This is a genomic window from Pantoea sp. GM01 (assembly GCF_000282675.1).
In the GTDB taxonomy this organism is placed as follows: Bacteria; Pseudomonadota; Gammaproteobacteria; order Enterobacterales; family Enterobacteriaceae; genus Pantoea; species Pantoea nemavictus.
In genome coordinates this window covers 1-23,404 of sequence record NZ_AKIU01000059.1, presented here as the reverse complement: position 1 = coordinate 23,404, position 23,404 = coordinate 1, and the positions used below count along the sequence as shown (strand labels likewise).

Annotated in this window: 18 protein-coding genes; all 18 read left to right on the top strand. The window is 58.7% G+C overall.

Annotated features, from left to right (window positions below; translation table 11 throughout):
* Positions 1 to 542 precede the first annotated feature (542 nt).
* The 18 genes from nac to PMI17_RS17360 all read left to right on the top strand — a co-directional run bounded on the left by nac (position 543) and on the right by PMI17_RS17360 (position 23,279).
* Complete coding sequence (gene nac / locus PMI17_RS17445; RefSeq protein WP_007890984.1) at positions 543 to 1,460, top strand: nitrogen assimilation transcriptional regulator NAC; 918 nt, start codon at positions 543 to 545, stop codon at positions 1,458 to 1,460.
* 340 nt (positions 1,461 to 1,800) lie between these two features.
* Positions 1,801 to 2,760: an HTH-type transcriptional regulator Cbl gene (gene cbl, locus PMI17_RS17440; protein ID WP_008109354.1), complete on the top strand. Its 960-nt coding sequence runs from the start codon at positions 1,801 to 1,803 to the stop codon at positions 2,758 to 2,760.
* A gap of 157 nt (positions 2,761 to 2,917) precedes the next feature.
* Complete coding sequence (locus PMI17_RS17435) at positions 2,918 to 4,375, top strand: NAD-dependent succinate-semialdehyde dehydrogenase (protein ID WP_007890981.1); 1,458 nt, start codon at positions 2,918 to 2,920, stop codon at positions 4,373 to 4,375.
* Between the two features lie 418 nt (positions 4,376 to 4,793).
* Positions 4,794 to 6,263 (top strand): aldehyde dehydrogenase, encoded by a 1,470-nt coding sequence (locus PMI17_RS17430; RefSeq protein ID WP_007890979.1) that lies wholly within the window; start codon positions 4,794 to 4,796, stop codon positions 6,261 to 6,263.
* A 28-nt stretch (positions 6,264 to 6,291) separates the two neighbouring features.
* Entirely contained in the window at positions 6,292 to 6,960 is a 669-nt protein-coding gene (locus tag PMI17_RS17425; protein WP_007890977.1) for a haloacid dehalogenase type II, read from the top strand.
* A 14-nt stretch (positions 6,961 to 6,974) separates the two neighbouring features.
* Positions 6,975 to 8,252 carry an FAD-binding oxidoreductase gene (locus PMI17_RS17420; RefSeq protein ID WP_007890976.1) on the top strand — a complete coding sequence of 426 codons (1,278 nt, stop codon included), beginning with the start codon at positions 6,975 to 6,977 and terminating at the stop codon, positions 8,250 to 8,252.
* Between the two features lie 156 nt (positions 8,253 to 8,408).
* Positions 8,409 to 10,013: an ABC transporter substrate-binding protein gene (locus PMI17_RS17415; RefSeq protein ID WP_007890975.1), complete on the top strand. Its 1,605-nt coding sequence runs from the start codon at positions 8,409 to 8,411 to the stop codon at positions 10,011 to 10,013.
* Between the two features lie 124 nt (positions 10,014 to 10,137).
* Positions 10,138 to 11,091 (top strand): ABC transporter permease, encoded by a 954-nt coding sequence (locus PMI17_RS17410; RefSeq protein ID WP_007890973.1) that lies wholly within the window; start codon positions 10,138 to 10,140, stop codon positions 11,089 to 11,091.
* Entirely contained in the window at positions 11,091 to 11,942 is an 852-nt protein-coding gene (locus tag PMI17_RS17405; RefSeq protein ID WP_007890971.1) for an ABC transporter permease, read from the top strand. Before PMI17_RS17410 ends, PMI17_RS17405 begins: the two co-directional genes overlap by 1 nt.
* Positions 11,939 to 13,603: an ABC transporter ATP-binding protein gene (locus PMI17_RS17400; protein ID WP_007890969.1), complete on the top strand. Its 1,665-nt coding sequence runs from the start codon at positions 11,939 to 11,941 to the stop codon at positions 13,601 to 13,603. Before PMI17_RS17405 ends, PMI17_RS17400 begins: the two co-directional genes overlap by 4 nt.
* A gap of 153 nt (positions 13,604 to 13,756) precedes the next feature.
* Positions 13,757 to 14,602 (top strand): GNAT family N-acetyltransferase, encoded by an 846-nt coding sequence (locus PMI17_RS17395; protein ID WP_007890967.1) that lies wholly within the window; start codon positions 13,757 to 13,759, stop codon positions 14,600 to 14,602.
* A complete protein-coding gene (locus tag PMI17_RS17390) occupies positions 14,602 to 15,528 on the top strand; it encodes a glyoxylate/hydroxypyruvate reductase A (RefSeq protein ID WP_036621668.1) in 927 nt (308 codons plus the stop codon). Before PMI17_RS17395 ends, PMI17_RS17390 begins: the two co-directional genes overlap by 1 nt.
* 140 nt (positions 15,529 to 15,668) lie before the next feature.
* Entirely contained in the window at positions 15,669 to 16,985 is a 1,317-nt protein-coding gene (gene gabT, locus PMI17_RS17385) for a 4-aminobutyrate--2-oxoglutarate transaminase (protein ID WP_007890965.1), read from the top strand.
* A gap of 139 nt (positions 16,986 to 17,124) precedes the next feature.
* A complete protein-coding gene (locus PMI17_RS17380) occupies positions 17,125 to 17,637 on the top strand; it encodes an Lrp/AsnC family transcriptional regulator (protein ID WP_007890964.1) in 513 nt (170 codons plus the stop codon).
* Positions 17,638 to 17,853: 216 nt separating this feature from the next.
* Complete coding sequence (locus PMI17_RS17375) at positions 17,854 to 18,300, top strand: GNAT family N-acetyltransferase (protein WP_007890963.1); 447 nt, start codon at positions 17,854 to 17,856, stop codon at positions 18,298 to 18,300.
* A 15-nt stretch (positions 18,301 to 18,315) separates the two neighbouring features.
* Positions 18,316 to 20,364, top strand: coding sequence for a hydantoinase/oxoprolinase family protein (locus PMI17_RS17370; protein WP_007890962.1), 2,049 nt, complete (start codon positions 18,316 to 18,318; stop codon positions 20,362 to 20,364).
* 1 nt (position 20,365) lies between these two features.
* Positions 20,366 to 22,336 (top strand): hydantoinase B/oxoprolinase family protein, encoded by a 1,971-nt coding sequence (locus PMI17_RS17365; RefSeq protein WP_007890960.1) that lies wholly within the window; start codon positions 20,366 to 20,368, stop codon positions 22,334 to 22,336.
* Between the two features lie 100 nt (positions 22,337 to 22,436).
* On the top strand, positions 22,437 to 23,279 hold the full coding sequence (locus PMI17_RS17360) for an oxidoreductase (protein ID WP_007890958.1): 843 nt from the start codon (positions 22,437 to 22,439) through the stop codon (positions 23,277 to 23,279).
* Positions 23,280 to 23,404 lie beyond the last annotated feature (125 nt).

Genomic DNA, 23,404 nt, shown 5'->3' with positions numbered 1-23,404 from the left:
ACGGCGCGAATTATTTTGCGTATCAAGAATGTGCACAATCGGTTCCCTCTCCCGCGTGCGGGAGAGGGTTAGGGTGAGGGACAGCGCGCACATAACGCAATATTCCCATTCGGTCGGTTCCCTCTCCCGCGTGCGGGAGAGGGTTAGGGTGAGGGACAGCGCGCACCGCCCCACATAAGTTTTCCAGCTGGTTAATTACCTTCTTTCCTGCTCGATCTCTTTCGTTATCGCCATTTCTGCCCGTTTCCGGCTACTTCTGCACCACATCCTCTCATTGAGCCATCACTTTTTTGCACGCCTGCCTCGCATTTCCTGCCCCATCGCGGTGCAATGCGCTGGAATCCTAATCCTTTTGCGTCATCGCTCGCGCTTATTAACTCCTTCGAGGTAATCACAAATGCTTATTTTCCGTGCCTTTAGGAAAAATCCGCTAATACTTTTCTGCGTCCCTAACAAACCTGGCCTGCATATTGCAACTTCATGAACATAAGCCAGCAGGCTGAAACACCCAACCTGGGTATTCGGGGATTGACGGAGGCAACATGAATTTAAGACGACTCAAGTACTTTGTAAAAATCGTCGATATCGGCAGCCTGACTCAGGCAGCAGAAGTGCTGCACATCGCGCAGCCTGCGCTTAGCCAGCAGGTCGCTACGCTGGAAAATGAACTCGATCAGCAATTGCTGATCCGCACCAAGCGCGGCGTGACGCCAACCGAAGCCGGTAAAATTCTCTATGCCCACGCCCGCACTATTCTGCGTCAGTGTGAACAGGCGCAAACGGCGGTGATCAATGCCGGGCAGGCGTTGAACGGTCAGGTGTCTATCGGCTTAGCGCCAGGCACCGCTGCATCCTCGCTCACTATGCCGCTGCTGCAAACGGTACGTGAACAGTTCCCGGATGTGTTGGTGTATCTACACGAAAACAGCGGCTCGTCGCTGAATGAAAAGGTGATGAACGGCCAGCTGGATATGGCAGTGCTGTATGATCGTGCGCCAACCGCAGGCATCAACAGCATTCCATTAATGAAAGAAGAGCTGTATCTGGTGGGCGCAACGGCATGTCCGGGTGCCAGCGTTGATCTGGCTGAAGTGGCGCAGATGAGCCTGTTCCTGCCACGCGACTACAGCGCGGTGCGTAAACGCGTTGATGAAGCCTTCTCGCTGCGTCGCCTCAGTGCGCGCATCATCGGCGAAATTGAATCGATCTCCACGCTGACCGCTGCCGTAGCCAGCGGCATGGGCGTCACGGTGCTGCCAGAGTCTGCCGCACGTGCGTTAGTGAGTTCCACGCATGCGTGGATGGCGCGGATTAACAGCCCGTCGTTGAATCTGCCGCTGTCGTTGAATATTTCTGCCCGTTTGCCGCTGTCGCCATCGGCGCAGGCAGTGAAGAATATCCTGCTGTCGCTGTTGAATAAGCCGATGGTGGAAGATCGTGAATTGATGTTGGTGGGTTGAGTTAGTCGCACTTTTCCCCTCACCCTAACCCTCTCCCGCAGACGGGAGAGGGAACCGATCCAGCCCTTCCACAGCAAAATTGATCACCTCACTAACCCGTTCCCCATCTTGCAGATGGGAGAGGGAACTGATCCAGCCTTTTTAACTCGCATTAATCACCTTACCCATTAGCCACACCGTCGGCTCCCTCGCCCGCTTGCGGGAGAGGGCTGGGGTGAGGGCGTCTCTCAAACCCTCCCTTATTACTATTCCGCATAACACACCGTTTTTTATTATTTGTTGCGATGACACCAACTTCATAACATGGATGAAACAGGGGCAGGAACCAGGAGAAAAGGGTGTGAATTTCCAGCAACTTAAAATTATACGTGAAGCGGCCCGTTGCGAGTTCAACCTGACCGAAGTGGCGAATACGCTGTTTACCTCCCAATCCGGGGTGAGCCGCCATATTCGCGATCTGGAAGATGAACTGGGCGTGGAAATTTTTATTCGTCGTGGCAAGCGGCTATTAGGAATGACGGAACCGGGCAAAGCACTGTTGACCATTGCTGAGCGCATCCTTGATGAAGCGGGTAAAGTTCGTCGCTTAGCGGATGTGTTTACCAATGAAACCAGCGGTGTACTGACCATCGCCACCACGCATACGCAGGCGCGTTACAGCCTGCCGCGGGTGATCAAAGCCTTCCGCCAGCTCTATCCCAACGTACGTCTTGAGCTGAATCAGGGATCGCCGCAGGAGATCGTGGCGATGCTGCTGGCCGGTGAAGCCGATATCGGTATCGCTTCCGAGCAGTTGGTGAATAACAGCAGTCTCGCGGCGTTCCCGTGGTTCAGCTGGCACCACTCGCTATTGGTACCGCACGACCATGAGTTGCTGCAGCATCAGCCGGTGACGCTCGCCAGTCTGAGCCGCTATCCGCTGATCACCTATCGTCAGGGCATTACCGGCCGTTCGCGCGTCGATCGTGCATTCCAGGCGGCAGGACTCAGACCGGATATCGTGCTCAGCGCCCAGGACTCTGACGTGGTGAAAACCTACGTTGAATTGGGTCTCGGCGTCGGTATCCTCGCCGATCAGGCGTGCGATATTTATGAAGGTGAAGACCTGGTGAAAATCGATACGCACCATCTGTTTGATGCCAACACCGTGTGGCTCGGCCTGAAGCGGGGTCAATTACAGCGCAACTATGTGTGGCAGTTCCTTGAGCTGTGTAACGCCAATCTGTCGCTGGAGGAGATCAAACGTCAGGCGCTCTCTTACGAAACCGAGAACGAACCGGCTATCGATTTCCAGATTTAAGCGGCTTTCCGGTCGCCACAAAGGCGACCGAATCCCACAGCATAAAATTTCTTTTCCCACCGCAAAACAGACGCCAATCAACATTCCCTCCAGCAGAAAAACATCCTGCGCTGTCGCGTCACGTTACAGTGAAATGACGAAGATACAGGGGATTGTCATGTCGCGAATTCAACTCAAAGATACGGAACTACTGCGCCAGCAGGCGCTGTTTGGCGGTCGCTGGCAGGATGCGCATCAGGGCGCAACGCTACCGGTGATCGATCCTGCCACTCAACAGCCGATAGCCACCATTCCCGCATTGGGTGCGGCGGAAACCGAGCAGGCGATAGATTATGCCGAATCGGTGCGGGTGAGCTGGGGTAAAACGCCCAACGCCACGCGCGCTGCGCTACTGGAGAAATGGCATCAGCTGATTATTGCTAATGCCGATGACCTGGCGATCATCATGACCGCCGAGCAGGGTAAACCGCTGGCGGAAGCCAAAGGCGAAGTGCTGTACGGGGCCAGCTTCGTCAAGTGGTTCGCCGAAGAGGCGCGACGCATCTATGGCGACACCATTCCGGCACCGAGCGAAGATCGCCGCATTCTGGTGCTAAAGCAGCCGGTGGGCGTGGCCGCAGCCATCACGCCGTGGAACTTCCCGATAGCGATGATCACCCGCAAAGTAGCGCCCGCGCTGGCGGCCGGTTGCCCAATTATCGTTAAGCCCTCTGAACTCACGCCGCTGTCGGCGCTGGCGCTGGCGGTGTTAGCCGAACGGGCCGGATTCCCGAGCGGCGTACTGCAGGTGCTCACCGGCCTGCCGACCGACATCGGCAGCACGCTCACCGCCAGCCGCACGGTGCGCAAAATATCCTTTACCGGTTCCACCCGCGTGGGGCAGCTGCTAATGCAGCAGAGTGCAGACAGCATTAAGCGTCTGAGCCTCGAGCTGGGCGGCAACGCGCCGCTGATTGTGTTCGATGATGCCGATCTCGATATCACCATTGCTGGTGTGATGGCGAGTAAATTCCGCAACGCTGGACAAACCTGCGTCTGCGCCAATCGCATTCTGGTGCAGCGCGGCATCTACCAGCGCTTCAGTGAACGCTTGTTACAGGCGGTGGCGGCGCTCAAAGTCGGCGACGGCTTTGCGCCCGACAGCACTATCGGGCCGTTGATCAACGATCGCGCAGTTGAGAAAGTTAACAGCCATATCGACGATGCGCTCAGCCAGGGCGCGACCTTGCTGCACGGCGGCATCAGCGCGCCGAACGGCACCTTTGTCGAGCCAACGGTGCTAGGCAATGTCACCAGCAGCATGCGGATTGCGCATGAAGAGACCTTTGGTCCGGTCGCGCCGCTGTTTGTCTTTGATAGCGAAGAGGAAGCGATCCGTATGGCGAATGACACGCCTTATGGACTTGGCGCCTATTTCTTCACCGAAAATATTCGCCGGGCATGGCGCGTGGCGGAATCACTGGAATTTGGCATGGTCGGCTTTAATACCGGTGCAATATCATTAGATGCCGCACCTTTTGGCGGAATTAAATTATCTGGATTAGGCCGTGAAGGATCGCGATACGGAATAGAAGAGTATCTGGAACAAAAAACCTTTCATATTGGCAGTCTTTAAAATCAACAACGCGCGATAAATCGCGCCGCTACAAATACCTGCACTTATCGTAGCGGCGCAATTTATTGCGCGATCCTATAAACATAAACAGCGCCGCAGCCTCAGGTTCGCGGCGCTGTTTATTTGTGCGCCGCGTCATACTTTCCCGCTTATCCCCGTTTTAGTGCAAGTTTCATGCGAGCTGCACCGCTGCGGCGCACGAAGTTTGTGAGATAAATCATCTGTTTATTCCTTCGGCAATTCCGCAAAATTTCGCTCATCAATACGGCAGAAAATTTCTTAGCACCGTTTTTTACGCATTTTTATTTTTTAGCTGGCTGGCATACTTTCTGCATTAGCTTATTAGCGTGGCAGAAAAACGCAGTGCAAATCGTTAATTAGCGCGTCTGTGATGGGTGTAACAAATAAGGAATTTTCCATGTTAAGTTTCGACCCTGAAAAAGTTTTACTTCCTGCCGGTCATTATATTGGCGGGCAACATCTTAAGACGGCGGGCGCGCTGTTTGCGGTTAAGCGTCCGTCCGATGGCAAAGTCTATGCCGAACTGAGCGAAGCGCAGAGTGAGGATGTCGATCGTGCCGTCACCACCGCGCATCAGGCGCTCAAAACCAGCGGCTGGAGCAGCTGTGCACCTCGTGCCAGAGGTAAAATTCTGCGTCGCTGGGCCGATCTGATTGAAAACGACCCTTTACTCGCCCAGCTCGAATCGCTCGGTTCTACGCGCCCGATCAGCGATGTCATCCAGCACGAAATTCCTTTCACCGCCGAAGCCATCCGTTTCTACGCCGAGTGCGCCGACAAATACAGCGGCGACCTGTTCCCGACTCAGGAGAGCAGCCTCGGCATGTTGATTGCTGAGCCCTATGGCGTGATCGGCGCCATTACGCCGTGGAATTTCCCGCTATCGATGGCGTCGTGGAAGTGCGGCCCGGCGCTGGCCGCAGGCAATGCGGTGGTGCTGAAACCTTCTGAGTTAACGCCATTCTCCACCTTGCGCATGGCCGAGCTGGCGGTGCAGGCCGGCTTACCGGCAGGCGTACTGAATATCGTGCAGGGCAGCGGGGCGGTAACCGGCAGCGCGCTGGTGACGCATCCGCTGGTGCGCAAAGTCTCCTTTACCGGCTCAACCGCGACCGGCGCACGCATCATGGGCGATGTGGCGCAGCACGGCATGAAACCGGTGACGCTGGAACTGGGCGGCAAAAGTCCGCAGCTGGTGTTTGATGATGCTGGCGATATCGACGTACTGGCGCAGCGAATTCTGCGCGGCTTCACCGCCAACGGCGGCCAGGCGTGCGTCGCTGGCACCCGTCTGATTGTGCAGCGCAGCATTGCGCAGCCGTTGCTGGATCGTCTGGTGGCGCTGTGTCAGCAACCGCGCCCGGGCGTCACCTGGCAGGAGAGCAGCCGCTATGCGCCGCTGATTGATGAGCGCCAGGGCAAAAAAGTGGCCTCGGTGATTGCCGATGCCAAAGCCCAGGGTGCTGAAGTGCTGGTGGGAGGCGAACGCTTCGCCGACACCGCAGAAGGCTGGTTCTGGCAGCCAACGCTGCTGTGCGCTGTCGCTAACGATAATCCGGCGGTGCAGCAGGAAATTTTTGGCCCGGTGCTCACCGTGCAGCAGTTTGACGACGAAGAGGAGGGGCTGGCACTGGCGGCGCACGAGACCTACGGCCTGTGCGCTGGCGTGCATACGCTGAGCCTGCCGCGCGCCCTGCGATCGGTGCGCGCGCTGGAGTCCGGTACCGTGTGGGTCAATCGCTATGGCCGCTCCGGTGACTTTATTATCCCGACCGGCGGTTTTCTCGGCTCGGGCATTGGTAAGGATCTGGGACGTCAGGCATTCCAGGCCTGTCAGCGCCAGAAGAGTGTGTTAATCGATTTCTAATTTATCTCCCTAACCGCGAGGTCGCTTCATGGCATTGTTTAAACCGAAATTCATCACCTTTGATTGTTACGGCACGCTGATCAACTTTGATATGGCGGGTGCAGCCGAGCGCTGCTTTAAAGATCGCGTAGCGCCGCAGGAGATGCTGGCCTTCACCACCGATTTCGCCCGCTACCGTCGCGATGAAGTGCTCGGCGCGTGGAAGCCGTACTACGCGGTGGTCAGCGATGCGTTAGAGCGCACCTGTAAAAAATGGGGCGTGCAGTGGAGCAAAGCGGACAGCGATTTTATCTACACCGACTGCGCCACCTGGGGTCCACATCCTGACGTGCCCGTCGGCTTAGCCAAAGTGGCCAAAGAATTCCCGCTGGTGCTACTCACCAACTCAATGAAAGACCTGATTCCCCACCACGTGCCACGTCTCGGCGCACCGATTCACATGACCATTACCGCCGAAGAAGTCGGCGCGTATAAGCCGCAGATGAAAGGCTTCGAGTACATGCTGGATAAGCTGAACTGTGGCCCGGAGGAGATTCTGCACGTCTCATCGAGCCTGCGTTACGACCTGATGACCTGTCACGACATGGGCATTAAAAACAAGGTGTGGGTCAATCGCGGTCACGATCCGGCTAATCCGGCGTATGAATACACCGAAATCAGCGATATCGGCGGACTGCCCGCTGTGGTTGGACTGTAAACCTGGAGGCGGCGATGAAACTCGAATCATTCTGGCAAGCCACCGCGCCAATGTTTAGTGGCGCAGCGACCGGCCCGCTCCCGAGCGTAGCCGATGTGGTGGTGATTGGCGGGGGCTTTACCGGCGTCTCGACGGCGCTCAACCTGGCGCGCAGCGGCATCAATGTGGTGCTGCTGGAGAGCGGTGAGGTGATGAGCCAGGCATCGGCACGCAACGGCGGGCACTGCAATACCGGCGTGGCGCAGAACTTTGCCTCACTGGTGGAGAGCCAGGGAATCGAGCAGGCCAGCCGCTTCTATCGTGCCTACGACGACGCGGTGAGCTATGTCGAACAGCTGGTGCACGACGAGCAGATTGATTGTGATTTCCGCCTGTGCGGCAAACTGAAATTGGCCAGTAAAGCCTCGCATTTTCCCGGTCTGCGCAGCGCGTGGCAGTTGATGCGCGACACCGTCGACCCGGAAATCGAACTGATTAGCAAAGATGAGATTCGCCGTGAAGTGGGCAGCGACGCCTTTCACGGCGGCCTGCTGCAGAAGCGCGGCGGCCAGATGCACATGGGCAAGTTTGGCATCGGCCTGGCAGAAGCCGCCGCGCGCAGCGGGGCGAAGATCTTCCCGCATCACGCGGTCACCGGTTTAACCCGTCTTGACGGTTATCGCCACCGCGTCACCACCGCGCACGGTGACATCGTTGCCGACAAAGTGATGATGGCTACCGGCGTCTCTAACGAAGGCCCGTTCCCGTGGTTCCAGCGCCGTATCGTGCCGGTTGGCAGCTTTATTGTGGTCACCGAACCGCTCGGCGATGCAGTGATCAATCAGGTGTTGCCACAGGATCGCACTTACGTTACCTCGCTGAATATCGGCAACTACTTCCGTACCACCGCCGATCGTCGGCTGGTGTTTGGCGGTCGCGCGCGTTTTGCCGTCAGCAATCCCACCTCCGATACGCGCAGTGGCGACGTGCTGCGGGCGGCGATGACCGCGCTCTTCCCACAGTTGGGCAAGTCACGCATCGATTACTGCTGGGGCGGCATGGTGGATATGACCGCCGACCGCTTGCCGCACGCCGGTGAACAAGACGGCGTGTTTTATTCGATGGGCTACAGCGGCCACGGTACGCAGATGTCGGTGTGGATGGGCCGCGTGATGGCCGATCTGCTGGCGGAAAAACGCAACGAAAATCCCTGGCAGCGCGATACCTGGCCTGCGCTGCCCGGTTACCACGGTAAGCCGTGGTTTTTGCCCCTGGCGGGCTGGTATTACAAAGCCAAGGACCGGCTGTCGTGACACGCCGTGTGCCTAAAACCGCGCGATAAATCGCGCCGCTACAACAAGGTGCACAAACCGTAGCGGCGCAATTTATTGCGCAATGTTGGCGAGGGACATTGCGTTCCTGGAATTCGAAAAAAGAAATCAACAACAATTCATATTGAGGGTGTGCAGATGAGTAAATTCGATAAAGAGTCTGACGCTGTAAATCCGGCCCTGAACCGCATGCTGACCGAAGGGTCAATGTCGCGCCGTGGCCTGATGAAGTTGTTGTCTGCCGGTGCCGTGATGAGCAGCGGTTTGATCGCTTTCCCGCAGATGAGCTTTGCGGCCACCACTCCAGTGAAAGGCGGCAAGCTGCGCGCCGCCATGTCCAACGCCTCAGCTACCGATACGCTCGATCCGGCCAAAGGCAACAACAGCGGCGATTACACCCGTCAATTCATGGTCTACAGCGGCCTGACCGAGCTGGATAAAAGCCTCGCGGTGCAGCCGGCGCTGGCGGAATCGCTCGATTCCAGCGACGGCATCACCTGGCAGATCAAACTGCGCAAAGGCGTGACCTTCCATGACGGCAAACCGCTGACCGCCAAAGACGTCATCTACTCGCTGAGCCGCCATAAAGACCCAGCGGTGGCCTCCAACGCCTTTAAGCTGGCCGAACAGTTCAAAACCTTCACCGCGATAAACGATAACGAGCTGACGCTGGAACTCAGCCAGGCCAACTTCGACGTGCCGTTTATGCTGGCCAGCGCGCCGTTCCTGATCGTGCAGGACGGTACCAAAGATTTCAGCAAGGGCATCGGCACCGGGCCGTTCAAGCTGAAAGAGTTCACACCGGGCGTGCGTTCGGTTGGGGTGAAGAACCCCAATTACTACAAGCCAGGGCTGCCGCATCTCGATGAAGTGGAGCTGCTGGGCGTTACCGATCAAGCCGCGCGTGTCAATGCGCTGATGTCGGGCGATCTGCACATCGTCTCTACCCTGAGCGCCGCCGACTGCAACCGCATTAAAGCGACGGCCGATTACGGCGTGCTGGAGAGCAAATCCGGCATGTACACCAACCTGATTGTGCGCACTGACGTTAAGCCGGGCAGCAACGAAGACTTCGTGCTGGCGATGAAGTATCTGCAGCCGCGCGACATCCTGGTGAAAACCGTGCTGCAGGGTTATGGCGACGTCAGTAACGATACGCCGGTGCCGCCATGGCATCCGCTGTACAACGCCGATCTCAAACCGCGCCCGCTGGATGCCGAGAAAGCCAAATTCCACATCGAGAAAGCCGGGATGAAAGGCGCGACGGTGGAGATTATCACCACGCCAAACATTGATGGGGCGGTGGAGGGCGGCCAGCTGATTCAGCAGGTGTCGCGCAGTACCGGTCTCAACATCAAAGTGCGTCGCGTGCCGTATGACGGTTACTGGTCCACGCACTGGACCAAAGATCCGGTCGGCTATGGCTCAATTAACCCGCGCCCGACGCTGGATATGCTGTTCTCGCAGTTCTATCTCTCATCGGCGGCGAACAACGAATCGGGCTGGAAGAACGCGCAATTTGACCAACTGGTGGTGGCGGCACGCGGCGAGCGTGAGCAGACCAAACGTAAGCAGATGTACGGTGACATGCAGAAGCTGATTTACGATCACTGCGGCACCATCATCCCAACCTTTATCAGCTCCACCGATGGCTACAGCAAGAAAGTCGGCGGCGTGGAAGCCTGGCCAAGCGGCATGATGATGGGCTATCGCTTCCATGAGTTCGCCTGGCTGAATGCCTGATTGTTGGGCGTGCCTATTTATCCAGGTGCGCATTAATGCGCACCCTACAAAACCGCATCGTAGGGTCGCCATTCATGGCGACCGCATAATCAGCGCCTGATGATTCTGTACAAGGAGATCGCCGATGAACCGATACATGTTGTTCCTGATTGCCCGGCGCGCAGGCGCGGGCATCCTGACCTTACTTATCGTCTCGGCGGTGGTGTTCTTTATTACCAGCCTGCTGCCCGGCGACGCTGCGCAGATGATTCTGGGGCAAAATGCCACACCGGAGACGGTGGCGGCGTTACGCCAGCAGCTGGGGCTGGATCAGCCGCTGTTGGTGCGCTATTTCACCTGGCTCACCGGCATGTTGCAGGGGGATTTTGGTACCTCGTTCGCCAGCCATCTGCCGGTGCTGCAGCTGGTGGAGCAGCGCATTCCCGCCACGCTGCAGTTGGCCGGCATTACCACGGTGATTTGTGTGCCGCTGGCGCTGCTGATTGGCATCATCGCGGCGATGAATCGCGGCTCTGCGCTGGATCGCTTCCTGGTGATCAGCACCATGGCCACCGTCGCCGTACCGGAGTTTCTGGTGGCGACCGTGGCGGTACTGATCTTCGCGGTGAAGCTGCATTGGGTGTCGGCAATGTCGTTTGGCAGCCCGAATATGGATGTCATTAGCTACCTCAAAGCCTATGCGCTGCCGGTGCTGACGCTGTGCTGCGTGCTGGTGGCACAGATGGCGCGCATGACACGATCCGCCATCATCAACCAACTCGACAGCCCCTATCTGGAGATGGCGCTGCTGAAAGGCGTGTCGCCGCTGCGTGCAGTGCTGCGTCACGCGCTGCCGAATGCGGTCGGGCCGATTGCCAATGCCATCTCGCTCAGCCTGTCATATCTGTTCGGCGGGGTGATCATCATTGAATCGATCTTCAGCTATCCCGGCCTGGCGAGTGCGCTGGTCGATGCGGTGAGCAACCGCGATCTGCCGGTGGTGCAGCTGTGCGTGATGCTGTTCGCCGCCTGCTATCTGGTGCTGCTGCTGGCGGCCGATATCCTCACCATCGCCTTTAACCCGAAGTGGAGGAGCTGATGAATACATTGCTGCTGCCTGTACGTCTGTTTCAGTCGCTGTCGGTCTCCGGCCGCATCGGCCTGCTGATCTCCCTGTTTTGGCTCTGTATGGCGCTGTTCGGCACCCAGCTGGCCCCACACAGCGTGGAAGATATCGGCGGCGGGCCGATGCTGGGCGGTATGACGTCTGCCAACTTGCTCGGCACTGATTATCTGGGCCGCGATATCCTCAGCCGCATTCTTTACGGCGCGAAATTCTCCATTGGCCTGGCGCTCACCGCTGCGCTCTGTGCCAGCATCATCGGTACTTTGCTGGCGCTGCTGGCGGCGGTCGCCGGACGCTGGCTGGAAGAGGTGCTGGGGCGCGTGAACGATGCGCTGCTGGTGCTGCCGGGCAAAGTGCTGTCGCTGATGATTGTCGCGGTGTTTGGCTCTTCGCTGCCAATGCTAATCCTTACCGCCATCTTCACCTACTGGCCGGGCGCGTTCCGTATCGCCTTCGCCATGGCGAGCAGCTTGCGCAATATGGATTACGTGCGTGCATCGCGTTTGCGCGGTGAAAGCCGCTGGTACGTGGCGATCCACGATATCCTGCCGAATATGGTGCACCCGATGCTGACCGACTTTGGCCTGCGCTTTGTCTATATCGTGCTGCTCCTGAGCGGTTTGAGCTTCCTCGGCCTCGGCGTGCAACCGCCTTATGCCGACTGGGGCACGCTGGTGCGTGAGAACCTGCAGGGCTTATTCAACGGCTCGCCTGCGGTACTGATGCCGGCGGTGGCGATTGCCAGCCTGACCATTGGTGCCAACCTGTTTATCGATAGCCTGCAGCAGATGCGTCCGCTGACGCTCGCGAAGGAGGGAGTATGAACGTGACGCCACATACCGCCATGCCGGTGATCTCGGTTGAGAACCTGCGCGTCACCGCGCAGACCGACAAAGGCGAAGAGATCGATCTGGTTGCTGATATTCGTTTTACCGTGCAGAGAGGAGAAGTGCTGGCGCTGATTGGTGAATCCGGCTCCGGCAAAACCACCATTGCCATGGCGTTGATGGGTTATGCGCGCCACGGCTGCCGCATCGCCGACGGCAATATTCATATGGCCGGCACCGACGTGCGCAGCCTGTCGCCGGGCCAGCTGCGCGCGTTTCGTGGCAACAAAGTGGCCTATATCGCGCAGAGTGCGGCGGCGTCGTTTAACCCCGGCATGCGCATTCTCGATCAGGTGATTGAGCCGGTGGTGATCCACGGCACCATGAAGCGCAAAGACGCCAAACAGAAGGCGATTGCGCTGTTCCGTGAGCTGGCGCTGCCCAATCCCGACACCATCGGCGATCGCTTTCCGCATCAGGTTTCCGGTGGACAGCTGCAGCGTTTGATGACGGCAATGGCGCTGATTGGCGATCCGGATGTGGTGATCCTCGACGAACCGACCACCGCGCTGGACGTGACGACCCAGGTTGAGGTGCTAAAAGCGTTTCGCCGCGTGGTAGCGCAGCGTGGCGTAACGGCGATTTACGTCAGCCACGATTTGGCGGTGGTGGCGCAGATGGCGGATCGTATTCTGGTGCTGCTGCGCGGTCAGATGGCGGAGTACGGCACCACCGAACGACTGATTGGCGCCCCGCAGGCGGAGTACACCAAACTGCTGATGGAGGCGGCGCGACAGAAAGAGCGCCCAAGCAGCTGGACCTGCGCCGAGGCGGATATGCAGCCGCTGATGGAAGTGCGCGATCTCAGCGCCGGTTACGGCCCGCGCGACAGCAATGGCCATTCTAAAATTCGCATTCTTGAAGACATCAATCTGAAGCTGTGGAAAGGGCAGGCGATTGGCATCATTGGCGAGTCCGGTTCGGGTAAAACCACGCTGGCGCACGCCATTGCTGGACTGAACGCGCCGAGTCACGGCCATATTCTGTTTAACGGTCATTACATCAATGGCGACATGCATAAGCGCCCGGACAATGAGCTGCGCCGCATTCAATATGTGTTCCAGATGGCCGATACCGCGCTGAATCCGGCGCACAGCGTCGGGCAGATTTTGTCGCGTCCGCTGACGCTGTTCCACGGCCTGAAAGGGGCCGAACGTGATCGCCGTCTGCATCAGTTGCTGGATCTGGTGAAGCTGCCGCGCACCGTGCTGTGGCGCCGCCCGTGGGCGCTCTCCGGCGGGCAGAAGCAGCGCGTCAACCTGGCGCGCGCGCTGGCGGCGGAGCCAGATTTGATTCTGTGCGATGAAGTGACCTCGGCGTTAGATACCGTGGTGGCTGCCGCGGTGCTGGATTTGATCAGCGAACTGCGCCGCGAGCTCGGGCTGTCGGTGCTGTTTATCAGCCATGACATGCATGCGGTTCGCGCCGTTTGTGATGATATTGTGGTGATGAAGTCGGGCAGAATAGTGACCCAAATCGCCCGCGCCGACTATGACAAACCGACCAGCGAACTCTATTTCGAACGCCTGAAACGTGCGGTGCCTGAACTGCGCCAGGGCTGGCTGGATGAGCACGAAGAGGTGCTGAAGGCAGAGTAAATGCCAGGTCGCCATGAAAAGCGAAATGCCGACCAGCTAAGCGCCGTATCAAATTACCGCACCTTCCGTAGCGGCGCGATTTATCGCGCAATGAATTGCGCCGCTACACTGTGTGCACGCCATTTATGGCGACCTCATTTGCAAGGAACAACCATGATCACATTACGCGCAATGACGCAGGACGATATTGAACACGGCTACGCCATCACCCAACAGCTCAAGTGGCCGCACCGTCGTGAAGACTGGCAGCAGGCGCTGGCGCTGGGTGAAGGCGTAGTGGCAGAGCAGCAGGGCGAATTTGTCGGCAGCGCCTTTGGCTGGCGCTGGGGCGAGCAGGCGGCAACCATCGGCTTGGTAGTGGTGAATCCTCAGTTCCAGGGCCAGGGTATCGGCAAGCAGCTGATGCTGGCACTGCTGGAGAAATTCCCGCAGTACAACATTCGTCTGCACGCTACAGAAATGGGCAAAGGGCTGTATCAGAAGCTCGGTTTTAGCGTCACCGGCCAGATTCAGCAGCATCAAACGCGCGAGCTGGCGGCGGTGCCCACGGTCAGCATTCCTGCTGGCTTAACGCTGCGAAACGCTCAACCCGCCGATGCCGATCTGCTCACCGAGCTCGATCATCAGGCACACGGCATGTGGCGTCCCGCTCTGATCAACAGTCTGATTAGCGATTGCCAAACCGTATTGTTGCAGGATGCGCAACAGCGCGTGCACGGTTTTGCCAGCCTGCGCCGCTTCGGTCACGGCTGGGCGATTGGTCCGGTAATCGCTCTCACTAGCGATAGCGCAACAGCGCTGGTTGCGGCACTGATGCAAGGCCTGCGCGGTGAATTCGTGCGTATCGACACCGACGGCGCGCTGCCGCTGGCGGCCTGGCTGGAGACGCTCAGTTTGGTGCAGGTGGATGCACCAACCACCATGGTACGGGGAACGCCATGGTCACCGCAGACCGGTGGCATGCAGGCGTTTGGGTTGATGACCCAGGCGATGGCCTGATGCATATCGTCTATAAATCAGAAGCCACACGCGGCGCGCACTGGCAGCGCTGGCTGGCACAGCATGCGCCAGATATTCAGCTGCATATCTGGCCAGATATCGGTGATGCACAGCAGGTTGAGCTGCTGGTGGCGTGGCAGCCGCCGGAAAACCTGATGCGCACCTTTCCTAACCTCAAAGCGCTGCTCTCGGTGGGCGCAGGTGCAGATCAGTTCGATCTCAGTCAACTGCCGCCGGATTTGCCGGTGGTGCGCATGATCGAACCCGGCCTGACGCAGGGCATGGTTGAATACGTTACCTTTGCGGTGTTGGGGCTGCATCGTGATATGCCGCGCTACTTCCAGCAGCAGCGCGCAGAACAGTGGCAAACCCATCCGATTCGCACCGCCAGCCAGCGCCGCGTCGGTGTGATGGGCCTCGGCGAACTCGGTCAGGCGGCATTAAAACAGCTGGTCGCGCTGGGTTTTGACTGCGCCGGCTGGAGCCGTACACCGCGCGAGATTGCGGGCGTACGCTGCTGGCACGGCAGTGAACAGCTCGGCGATTTCCTTACCCACAGCGACATTCTGGTGTGCTTGCTGCCGCTCACCGACAGCACGCGGGGTTTGCTCAATACGCAGCTGTTTGCGCAGTTACCCGACGGCGCGGCGCTGGTGCAGGTGGGACGCGGTCCGCAGCTAAATGAAGACGATCTTTTGGCGGCGCTGGCGAGCGGCAAACTCAGCGCGGCGGTGATCGATGTGACCGATCCCGAGCCGCTGCCCGCCGGGCATCCTTTCTGGCAGCATCCGGCGATTTGGCTCACGCCGCACATCGCCAGCCAGACGCAAACGGACAGCGCCGTCGCCGCGCTGCTCGACAACCTGCGTCGCTACCAGCGCGGTGAACCGATGGTCGGACTCATCGATCGCCAGCGCGGATACTGATCCAGACGCCGAATTTCCCTGCTGAAACGCCTGGGATTTTGACAGGAAATGCCGCTGCCCGCGTGATTACGGCAGCGTGACAAACCAACCGATTGCGATACTTGAGCCAACCGAACGTTACGTGAAAGAGGGTTTTTAGAATGCAGAATGTCATGGCGGAGCAGCAAACCTATACCGATAACAGCCTGTTACTGGACGCGCGTGAGCAGCATGTGCCGCGTGGCGTGGTCACCGCGCATCCGCTGGTGATTGAGCGGGCAAAGGGCAGCGAAGTGTGGGACGTGGAGGGCAATCGCTATCTGGATTTTGTAGGCGGCATCGGCGTATTAAATGTCGGCCACAACCATCCGGCGGTGGTCAACGCGGTGACCAAACAGCTGGGTTTGGTATCGCACGCCTGTTTCCAGGTGGTGGCGTATCCCGGCTATATCGAACTGGCCAAGCGCCTCAATGCGCTGGTGGGTGGCGGTGAAGCGTTTAAAAGCGTGTTCTTCACCAGCGGGGCGGAAGCGGTAGAAAATGCCGTTAAAATTGCCCGCGCCCACACCAAACGCAGCGGCATTATCGCTTTCGACGGCGCCTTCCACGGCCGTACGCTGCTTGGCACCACGCTGACCGGCATGTCGGCACCCTATAAGCAGAACTTCGGTCCGTTCCCGTCCGATATTTACCGTTTGCCGTTCCCAAATGCGTTCCACGGCGTGAGCGATGACGACTGTCTGCAGGCGCTGGACCAGCTGTTTGCGGTGCAGATTGCGCCAGAGCGCGTGGCAGCAATCATTATCGAACCGGTGCAGGGCGATGGCGGTTTCCTGCAGGCCGGCGCCCACTTTATGCAGGCGCTGCGCCGCATTACCGAGAAGCATGGCATCGTGCTGATTCTCGACGAGGTGCAAACCGGCTTTGGTCGTACCGGCAAGATGTTTGCTTTTCAGCATCTCGGCATCACGCCGGATCTGGTGACGGTGGCGAAAAGTATTGGCGGCGGTTTGCCGATTTCGGGCGTGGTGGGCAAAGCGGCGATCATGGATGCGCCACAGCCTGGCGGATTGGGCGGCACGTACGGCGGCAACGCGCTGGCCTGTGCGGCGGCGCTGGCGGTGCTGGATCTGCTGGAGAATGACAATCTGCTGGCACGTTCGAATCAGCTCGGTGAACAGCTTAATGCGCGCCTGCAGCAGCTGGCAGAAAAATATGCCTGCATCGGTGATGTGCGCGGCATTGGTTTTATGCAGGCGGTGGAGATCATCGACTTCGAAACCAAGCGTCCGGACGCTGCCATGACGCAGAAAATCCTCGATTGCGCCTGCCAGGAGGGTTTACTGCTGATTAAGTGCGGCATTCACCGCAATACCGTGCGGTTCCTTGCGCCGCTGGTGACCACCGATTCGCAGCTGGAAGAGGCGTTGCATATTTTTGATATCGCGCTGGCACGCGCCAGTGGACGACTGGGTTAATCCGGCTTCCTCATTGAAATTGCAGCAGTAATTTGAAAACCTCCCGCTGGTATAACCAGTTAACGAGATAGCACATTTACCTTAAAGCGTGTTATATCTTCGGGAGGGTAAACCTAAATGGTTGGCAATGAGGGGTGCTATGAACGGCTTAATGAAACTCGACCGCATCGACATCAATATTCTGGTTCAGCTCCAGAAAGATGGCCGTATTAGCAACGTCAATCTCGCCGACGCCGTCGGGCTTTCACCCAGTCCGTGCCTGCAACGGGTCAAGCGTCTGGAGCAGGCTGGGTTTATCAACGGTTATGAAGCCCACATCAATCTGACCAAAATCACCGATTCCGTGACGGTTTTCACTGAAGTCACGCTTTCTGGCCATCGCCGCGAAGATTTTATGAAATTCGAAAACGCGGTGCGCGAGGTGGATGAGTTGATGGAGTGCCACCTGATCACCGGCGGTTACGACTATTTGCTGCGCTTTATTACCCGCAGCATTGAACACTACCAGGAAGTGATTGAGAAGATGCTTGATGCGCAGATCGGCATCGATAAGTACTTCAGTTATATCGTGATTAAGTCACCGATTATGAAAAGCAGCGTGCCGCTAAGATCGCTGATTTCGAAACAGAATTCCGTGGAGTTTGGCGTTTAATGTTTTAACCAGGTCGCCATAAATGGCGACCCTACGATCTTGTAGGCTGCGCATTTATGCGCATCGGGACGAATAACAATCCTTCTTTTCCCCCACAGCATAAAATTTCTTCCGCGCCCTAAATTCCCTTTATCTTGCTGGTTCAAACTGCCGCTTCAGCGGCGTACGCTGGCTACTCGCCTTTACACTCAATCTAACCGCTTACAAGGAGTTGCCATGACCGCCTTCACTATTGCCGACCAGCTATGGCAGCGCGATGACTTCACCATATCCACCGAGCGCCAACGCCTCGATATGGCGTGGATCCACACGCAGCTCACGGAAAAATCGTACTGGGCCAAAGATCAGACGCGCGCTAAAACCGAACGCGCCTTTGCCGGTTCGCTGCCGTTTGGTGTCTATCACCTGCAGCAGCCGATTGGCTTTGCGCGCCTGGTCACCGATTACACCCGTTTCGGCTGGCTGTGCGATGTGATGATAGATGAAAACTGGCGCGGTCACGGCCTGGGCAGCTGGCTGACGAGCTGCGTACGGGCGCATCCGGAACTGGCGACGGTTCACCGCTGGATGCTGTCGACCAATGATGCCCATCAGCTGTATCAACGCCTCGGCTGGCGCGTGGTGCAGGATCCACAAAAACTGATGGAATTTCCTCCCTCCTGATAACGGAGCTTTGACATGGGTTACCGCGTTGGCGTCGATATTGGCGGATCGTTCACCGATTTCGCCGTGCTGGATGAACAAACCAATCAGCTCCACACCTTGAAAGTGCTGTCGCGCCCGGATCAACCCGGCAGCGAAATCCTCACTGGATTAACCCAGCTGCAGCAGCGCGACGCTATCGACCCGCAACAGATTAATCACTTTACCCACGGCACCACCGTGGGCATTAATGCGGTAATCCAGCGGCGCGGCGTGCGGCTGGCGCTGTTCGCCACCGACGGTTTTTGCGATGTGCTGGAGCTGGCACGCCTGAAGATTCCCCATATTCACGATCTGTTTTCACGTCGACCGGCCCCCTTAATTTCGCGTGACCGGGTGTTTGCCATCAAAGAGCGCACCGATCGCCTCGGCAACATAGTGCATGAGGTGGATCGGCAAAGCGTGCTGGAGGCGATTGCCGCCGCGCGCGCCGCGGGTTGTCAGGGCATTGTGGTGGCGCTGCTGCACAGCTACCGCAATCGCCACAATGAAGCGGCGGTTAAAGCCATTATTGATCAGCATGCGCCCGAGCTGCTGACCTCTTGTTCCGCCGATATCTGGCCCATCATCCGCGAATATGAACGCACCATCACCGCCACCATTAACGCCTATGTGCAGCCGATGGTGATCAACTACCTCGAGTCATTTGAGCGTGCCTTGCAAACCATGGGCGTAACACCCCCGCCGCGTATCACCAAATCCAACGGCGGAGTGATGGGCGTGGAGCAGGCGAAGCGTGAGTGCGTGCAGATGGTGCTGTCCGGCACCGCGTCTGGCGTGATCGGTGCCAGCTTCCTCGCCACGGCCTGCGGTTTTGACAAAATTCTTAGCCTGGATATTGGCGGCACCAGCGCGGATGTGGCGGTGATCGTTAATGGACAGGTCGCGCAGGGCAACGGGGAAATCATCGGCGATTTCCCGATTTATATTCCGTCCGTGGCGGTGACCTCGGTAGGTCAGGGCGGCGGTTCCCTGGCGTGGATCGATAATCAGGGCGTGCTGCAGATGGGGCCGGACAGCGCCGGTTCGCTGCCGGGGCCGGTATGCTTTCAGCGCGGCGGCACCCAGCCAACCGCCACCGATGCCTTTGCCGCCTGCGGCATGATCGGTCACGGTGCGCTCGGCTATAACGCGGTGAGCGTCGATGTCGCCGCCGCGCGCGCCGCCTGGCAGCCGCTGGCCGCTGCGCTCGGCATCAGCGTGGAAGAGACCGCTGAAACCGCCATCGAGCTGGCGATCTCCAGCATGTATGGTGACACCAGCGGCTTGCTGTCGCGCTTTGGTCTCGATCCGCGAGAGTTCTGGTTCCTCGCGTTTGGCGGCGCCGGCCCGATGATGGGCTGCTTCCTCGCACGCGAATTGAACATGAAAGGCGTCATTGTGCCGCCGACGCCGGGCGTATTGTCCGCGCTTGGCGGAGTAGTCGCCGATATCCGCAACGACTTTATTCGCACGCTGTATAGCGATCTCGATGCCGCGCTGGCCGATCGTTTGGCCAGCGAAGCCGAGGCACTCAGCCAGCGCGCCCGTGCCTGGCTGAGCGAGCAGCACGGCGCCAGCATGCCGTTCACGCTGCACTACAGCGCGGATATGCGCTATCGCGGTCAGTCGTTCGAAATCGAAGTGGCGCTGGAGCCAGCATGGCTGGCGCAGACCAATGTTGCGGCACTGCACGATGCCTTTGATCGCCAGCATCAGCAGCTGTTTGGTCATTGTGATGCCCGCGCGGCGGTGCAAATCATCAATCTACGTCTGGTGATCGCGTCTCCCACAGCCAAACCGACGCTGATGCCGCTGGCGGCAGCAGAGGCGCCGGTGGTCGTGGCGCAGCAGGTTAGCGCGTGGATCGACGGTGCGACGCATCAGGTGGATGTGGTGCTACGCGCCACGCTGCGCGCCGGACACCAGCTTAGCGGTCCGGTGATTATCGCGCAGGATGACTGCACCACCTGCGTGCCACCGCATATGCAGGTGGATGTGGACAGTTTTGGCAACCTGCTGATCACGCCTGTGGAGGCGCGCTAACATGGCAATTGACGGACGTAACCTGCAAATTCTGGCTAACTACTGCGCGGCCGCCGCCGATGCCATGGCCTTTACCTTGATGCGCACCGCGCACTCAACCTTTGTCAAAGAGACCGAAGATTTCTCCTGCCAGATCGTCAGCCGCGATGGCCTGGCGTTTGCCTCACCGCGCAGCTTCGGCGCGCCCTGGTACAGCGGCATCGATTACGCTCCGGTATTGGCGTTGATCGACCGTTATTATGAGGGAGATATCTGCATCACCAACGACGCCTACGCCGGTAACGTGGCGACGCACTCGCCGGATATTCATATCTGGAAGCCGGTATTTCACGGCGGCGAGATTGTCTGCTTTGTGGTGGGACACATCCACAACACCGACGTTGGCGGCGCGGTACCGGCCTCGTTATCACGCTCGCTCACCGATATTGTGCAGGAGGGCATTCGTATTCCGCCTCTGAAAATCGTGCGCAATGGTGAACTGAATGAGGAAGTGGCGCGCATTATGCGCCTTAACGTGCGCGCGCCGGAGCAAAACTGGGGCGACTTCAAAGCGCAAATTGCGTCGGTTAACGTTGGCGAGCGCAAGATCCACGACATCATTGCGCGCTTTGGCGTGGTGGATTTTCTGCAGGGCATTGCCGGCATTCTCGATTACGCTGAAGCGCAGGCGCGCAGCATTATCGCCACGATTCCCGATGGTGAATACTTCTATGCCGATTTCGCCGATGAAGATGGCGAGGGCGGCTTCCCGTGCCGCGTGGCGATTACCTTGCGCGTGACGGGTGAAACGCTGGAGCTGGATTACACCGGCAGCGATCCGCAGCTCGCTTCGTCACTGAATATGCCGACCGGCGGGCGCGAGCGGCATCCGCTGGCGCTGGTTGGCGTCACTTACGTGCTTTCGACGCTGAACAGTAAGCTGTTGCTCAACGCCGGCACGCTGCGCCCAACGCGCGCCATATTACCGCCGGGCACGGTAATGAATTGCGAAGCGCCGGCGGCGGTGGGGATGCGCTCGCTGACCTGCGCGCTATCGCAAATCGCTACGCTCGGGGTGTTCTCGCAGGCGATTCCCGATCGCTTACCGGCTAACTCGCCCGGCGGCAACTCGATCATGAACATTCGCACTACCGACAGCGCCAACCGCAGCGTAGTGGCCTCACTGGGCCCGGTCGGCGGCGGTGCGGGTGGCACGCCGCGTCACGATGGGCCGGATGGTTCGGGCGGTTTGTCAGCCTTCCTGAAAAATACTCCGATTGAGATCAACGAAGCCGAAGTGCCGATCCATTTCCATCGCTACGGCTTAGCCGCCGATAGCGCGGGGGCCGGACGCTATCGCGGTGGCTTAGCCACAGAGATGGCGTTTGAAATTTCTGCTCCCAACAGCACGGTGACGGCGCGTAACCGTAATCGTTCGGTGTTCGCCTCGGCGGGGGTGCTGGGTGGAGCGTCTGGTGGCCTGTCGCACTTCCGCACGCTGCGCAATGGGGTGGCCATCGAGCACGGCAACACCGATGTAATCCACTGCCAACCGGGCGATATCGTTGAGGTGCGCGGTCCAGGCGCTGGCGGTTACGGCTTGCCGGTGGAGCGCGAAGTGCAGCAGGTATTACAGGATGTGCGCTGCGGTTTTGTCTCTGAGCAGGCGGCACGTGACAGTTATGGCGTGGCGCTACGCGACGGGGAGATCGACCACCACGCCACGGCCCGGCTGCGGGCAGAGATGCGTGGCAGCGCAGCGCAACATTTCGATCACGGCGCAGCGCGCACGGCATTTGAAGCGGTGTGGACGCCGGAGCGCTATCGTTTGCTCACGGCATTTCTGGCGGCGGCACCGGTCAGCTGGCGGCACTTCCTCAAACAGCAAGTGTTTACGGCGGTGGCCGCGCAAAGCGCATTGCTGCCGCTGGATGAACAGATGCACGCTATTTTCAACCAGCTCAGGCAGCGCTATCCGGCGATGCTGAACTAGTCGCACGCAACGCTAATCGCCCTGAAACGACTTTGCCATAGTTACTCTCTTTGCCCGATGAGCTTTCATCGGGCGCCTTCGCTTACAAGGGGACATCACTATGGCTTCAGCAACGACTCCGGTGTGGTTCATTTCAGGATGTTCAACCGGTTTTGGTCGCGAACTGGCACAGCAAGCCATCGCGCGCGGTTTTCACACCGTGGTGACCGCGCGTGATGCGGCGAAAGTGCAGGATCTGGTGACGGGCCACGATAATGCCATCGCGCTGGCGCTGGACGTCACCGATCAGGCCAGCATCGAACAAGCGGTCAGCGCGGCTATCGATAAGTTCGGCGGCGTGGATGTGCTGGTGAATAACGCCGGTTACGGTTATCAAAGTTCAGTGGAAGAGGGCGAAGAGAAAGAGATTCGCGCCCAGTTTGATGCCAACGTGTTCGGCCTGTTTGCGCTGACCCGCGCGGTGCTACCCGCCATGCGCAAGGCGCGCAGCGGTCACATTATTAACATCACCTCCGTGGCCGGATTTATCGGCTTTGCCAGCTCGGGTTATTACTCCGCGAGCAAACACGCGGTGGAAGGCTGGTCTGATTCACTGGCGTTAGAAACGGCACCGCTCGGCATCCACGTGACCTGCGTTGAACCCGGTCCGTTCCGTACCGATTGGGCCGGTCGCTCGCTGCATCAAACGCCGAGCAAGCTGCCGGAATACGCCGAAACCGCGGCGGCACGCATGAAATCCACGTCTGAATACAGCGGCACCCAGGCGGGCGATCCCGCACGTGCAGCCACCGCGATGATTGCCATCACCGAACACGCCAATCCCCCACGCCATTTAGTGATGGGCGCATGGGGTTATGATGCGGTGACCGAAAAATTAAAAGAGCGCCTGACGCAGATCGAAGCGTGGAAACAGACCTCGATTGATACGGATTTTCCGTCGTAAGTTAAAGTTCAGGTCGCCATGAATGACGTAATGCTCGTCAGTTAAGCAGCGCACTGGCTCCGCGGGGGTTCCGCCCGCTAAGCGTATGGCAGTTTCAGAATGTGTGAAGCCGGCGGCCGGGCTAA

Excerpts from the sequence above, each read along its gene's own strand:
- PMI17_RS17380 (WP_007890964.1), top strand. The coding sequence starts at position 17,125 with ATGAACGGCTTAATGAAACTCGACCGCATCGACATCAATATTCTGGTT.
- PMI17_RS17370 (WP_007890962.1), top strand. The coding sequence starts at position 18,316 with ATGGGTTACCGCGTTGGCGTCGATATTGGCGGATCGTTCACCGATTTC.
- PMI17_RS17365 (WP_007890960.1), top strand. The coding sequence starts at position 20,366 with ATGGCAATTGACGGACGTAACCTGCAAATTCTGGCTAACTACTGCGCG.
- nac (WP_007890984.1), top strand. The coding sequence starts at position 543 with ATGAATTTAAGACGACTCAAGTACTTTGTAAAAATCGTCGATATCGGC.
- PMI17_RS17395 (WP_007890967.1), top strand. The coding sequence starts at position 13,757 with ATGATCACATTACGCGCAATGACGCAGGACGATATTGAACACGGCTAC.
- PMI17_RS17415 (WP_007890975.1), top strand. The coding sequence starts at position 8,409 with ATGAGTAAATTCGATAAAGAGTCTGACGCTGTAAATCCGGCCCTGAAC.
- PMI17_RS17405 (WP_007890971.1), top strand. The coding sequence starts at position 11,091 with ATGAATACATTGCTGCTGCCTGTACGTCTGTTTCAGTCGCTGTCGGTC.
- PMI17_RS17375 (WP_007890963.1), top strand. The coding sequence starts at position 17,854 with ATGACCGCCTTCACTATTGCCGACCAGCTATGGCAGCGCGATGACTTC.
- PMI17_RS17425 (WP_007890977.1), top strand. The coding sequence starts at position 6,292 with ATGGCATTGTTTAAACCGAAATTCATCACCTTTGATTGTTACGGCACG.
- gabT (WP_007890965.1), top strand. The coding sequence starts at position 15,669 with ATGCAGAATGTCATGGCGGAGCAGCAAACCTATACCGATAACAGCCTG.
- PMI17_RS17400 (WP_007890969.1), top strand. The coding sequence starts at position 11,939 with ATGAACGTGACGCCACATACCGCCATGCCGGTGATCTCGGTTGAGAAC.
- PMI17_RS17420 (WP_007890976.1), top strand. The coding sequence starts at position 6,975 with ATGAAACTCGAATCATTCTGGCAAGCCACCGCGCCAATGTTTAGTGGC.
- PMI17_RS17410 (WP_007890973.1), top strand. The coding sequence starts at position 10,138 with ATGAACCGATACATGTTGTTCCTGATTGCCCGGCGCGCAGGCGCGGGC.
- PMI17_RS17430 (WP_007890979.1), top strand. The coding sequence starts at position 4,794 with ATGTTAAGTTTCGACCCTGAAAAAGTTTTACTTCCTGCCGGTCATTAT.
- PMI17_RS17390 (WP_036621668.1), top strand. The coding sequence starts at position 14,602 with ATGCATATCGTCTATAAATCAGAAGCCACACGCGGCGCGCACTGGCAG.
- PMI17_RS17360 (WP_007890958.1), top strand. The coding sequence starts at position 22,437 with ATGGCTTCAGCAACGACTCCGGTGTGGTTCATTTCAGGATGTTCAACC.
- PMI17_RS17435 (WP_007890981.1), top strand. The coding sequence starts at position 2,918 with ATGTCGCGAATTCAACTCAAAGATACGGAACTACTGCGCCAGCAGGCG.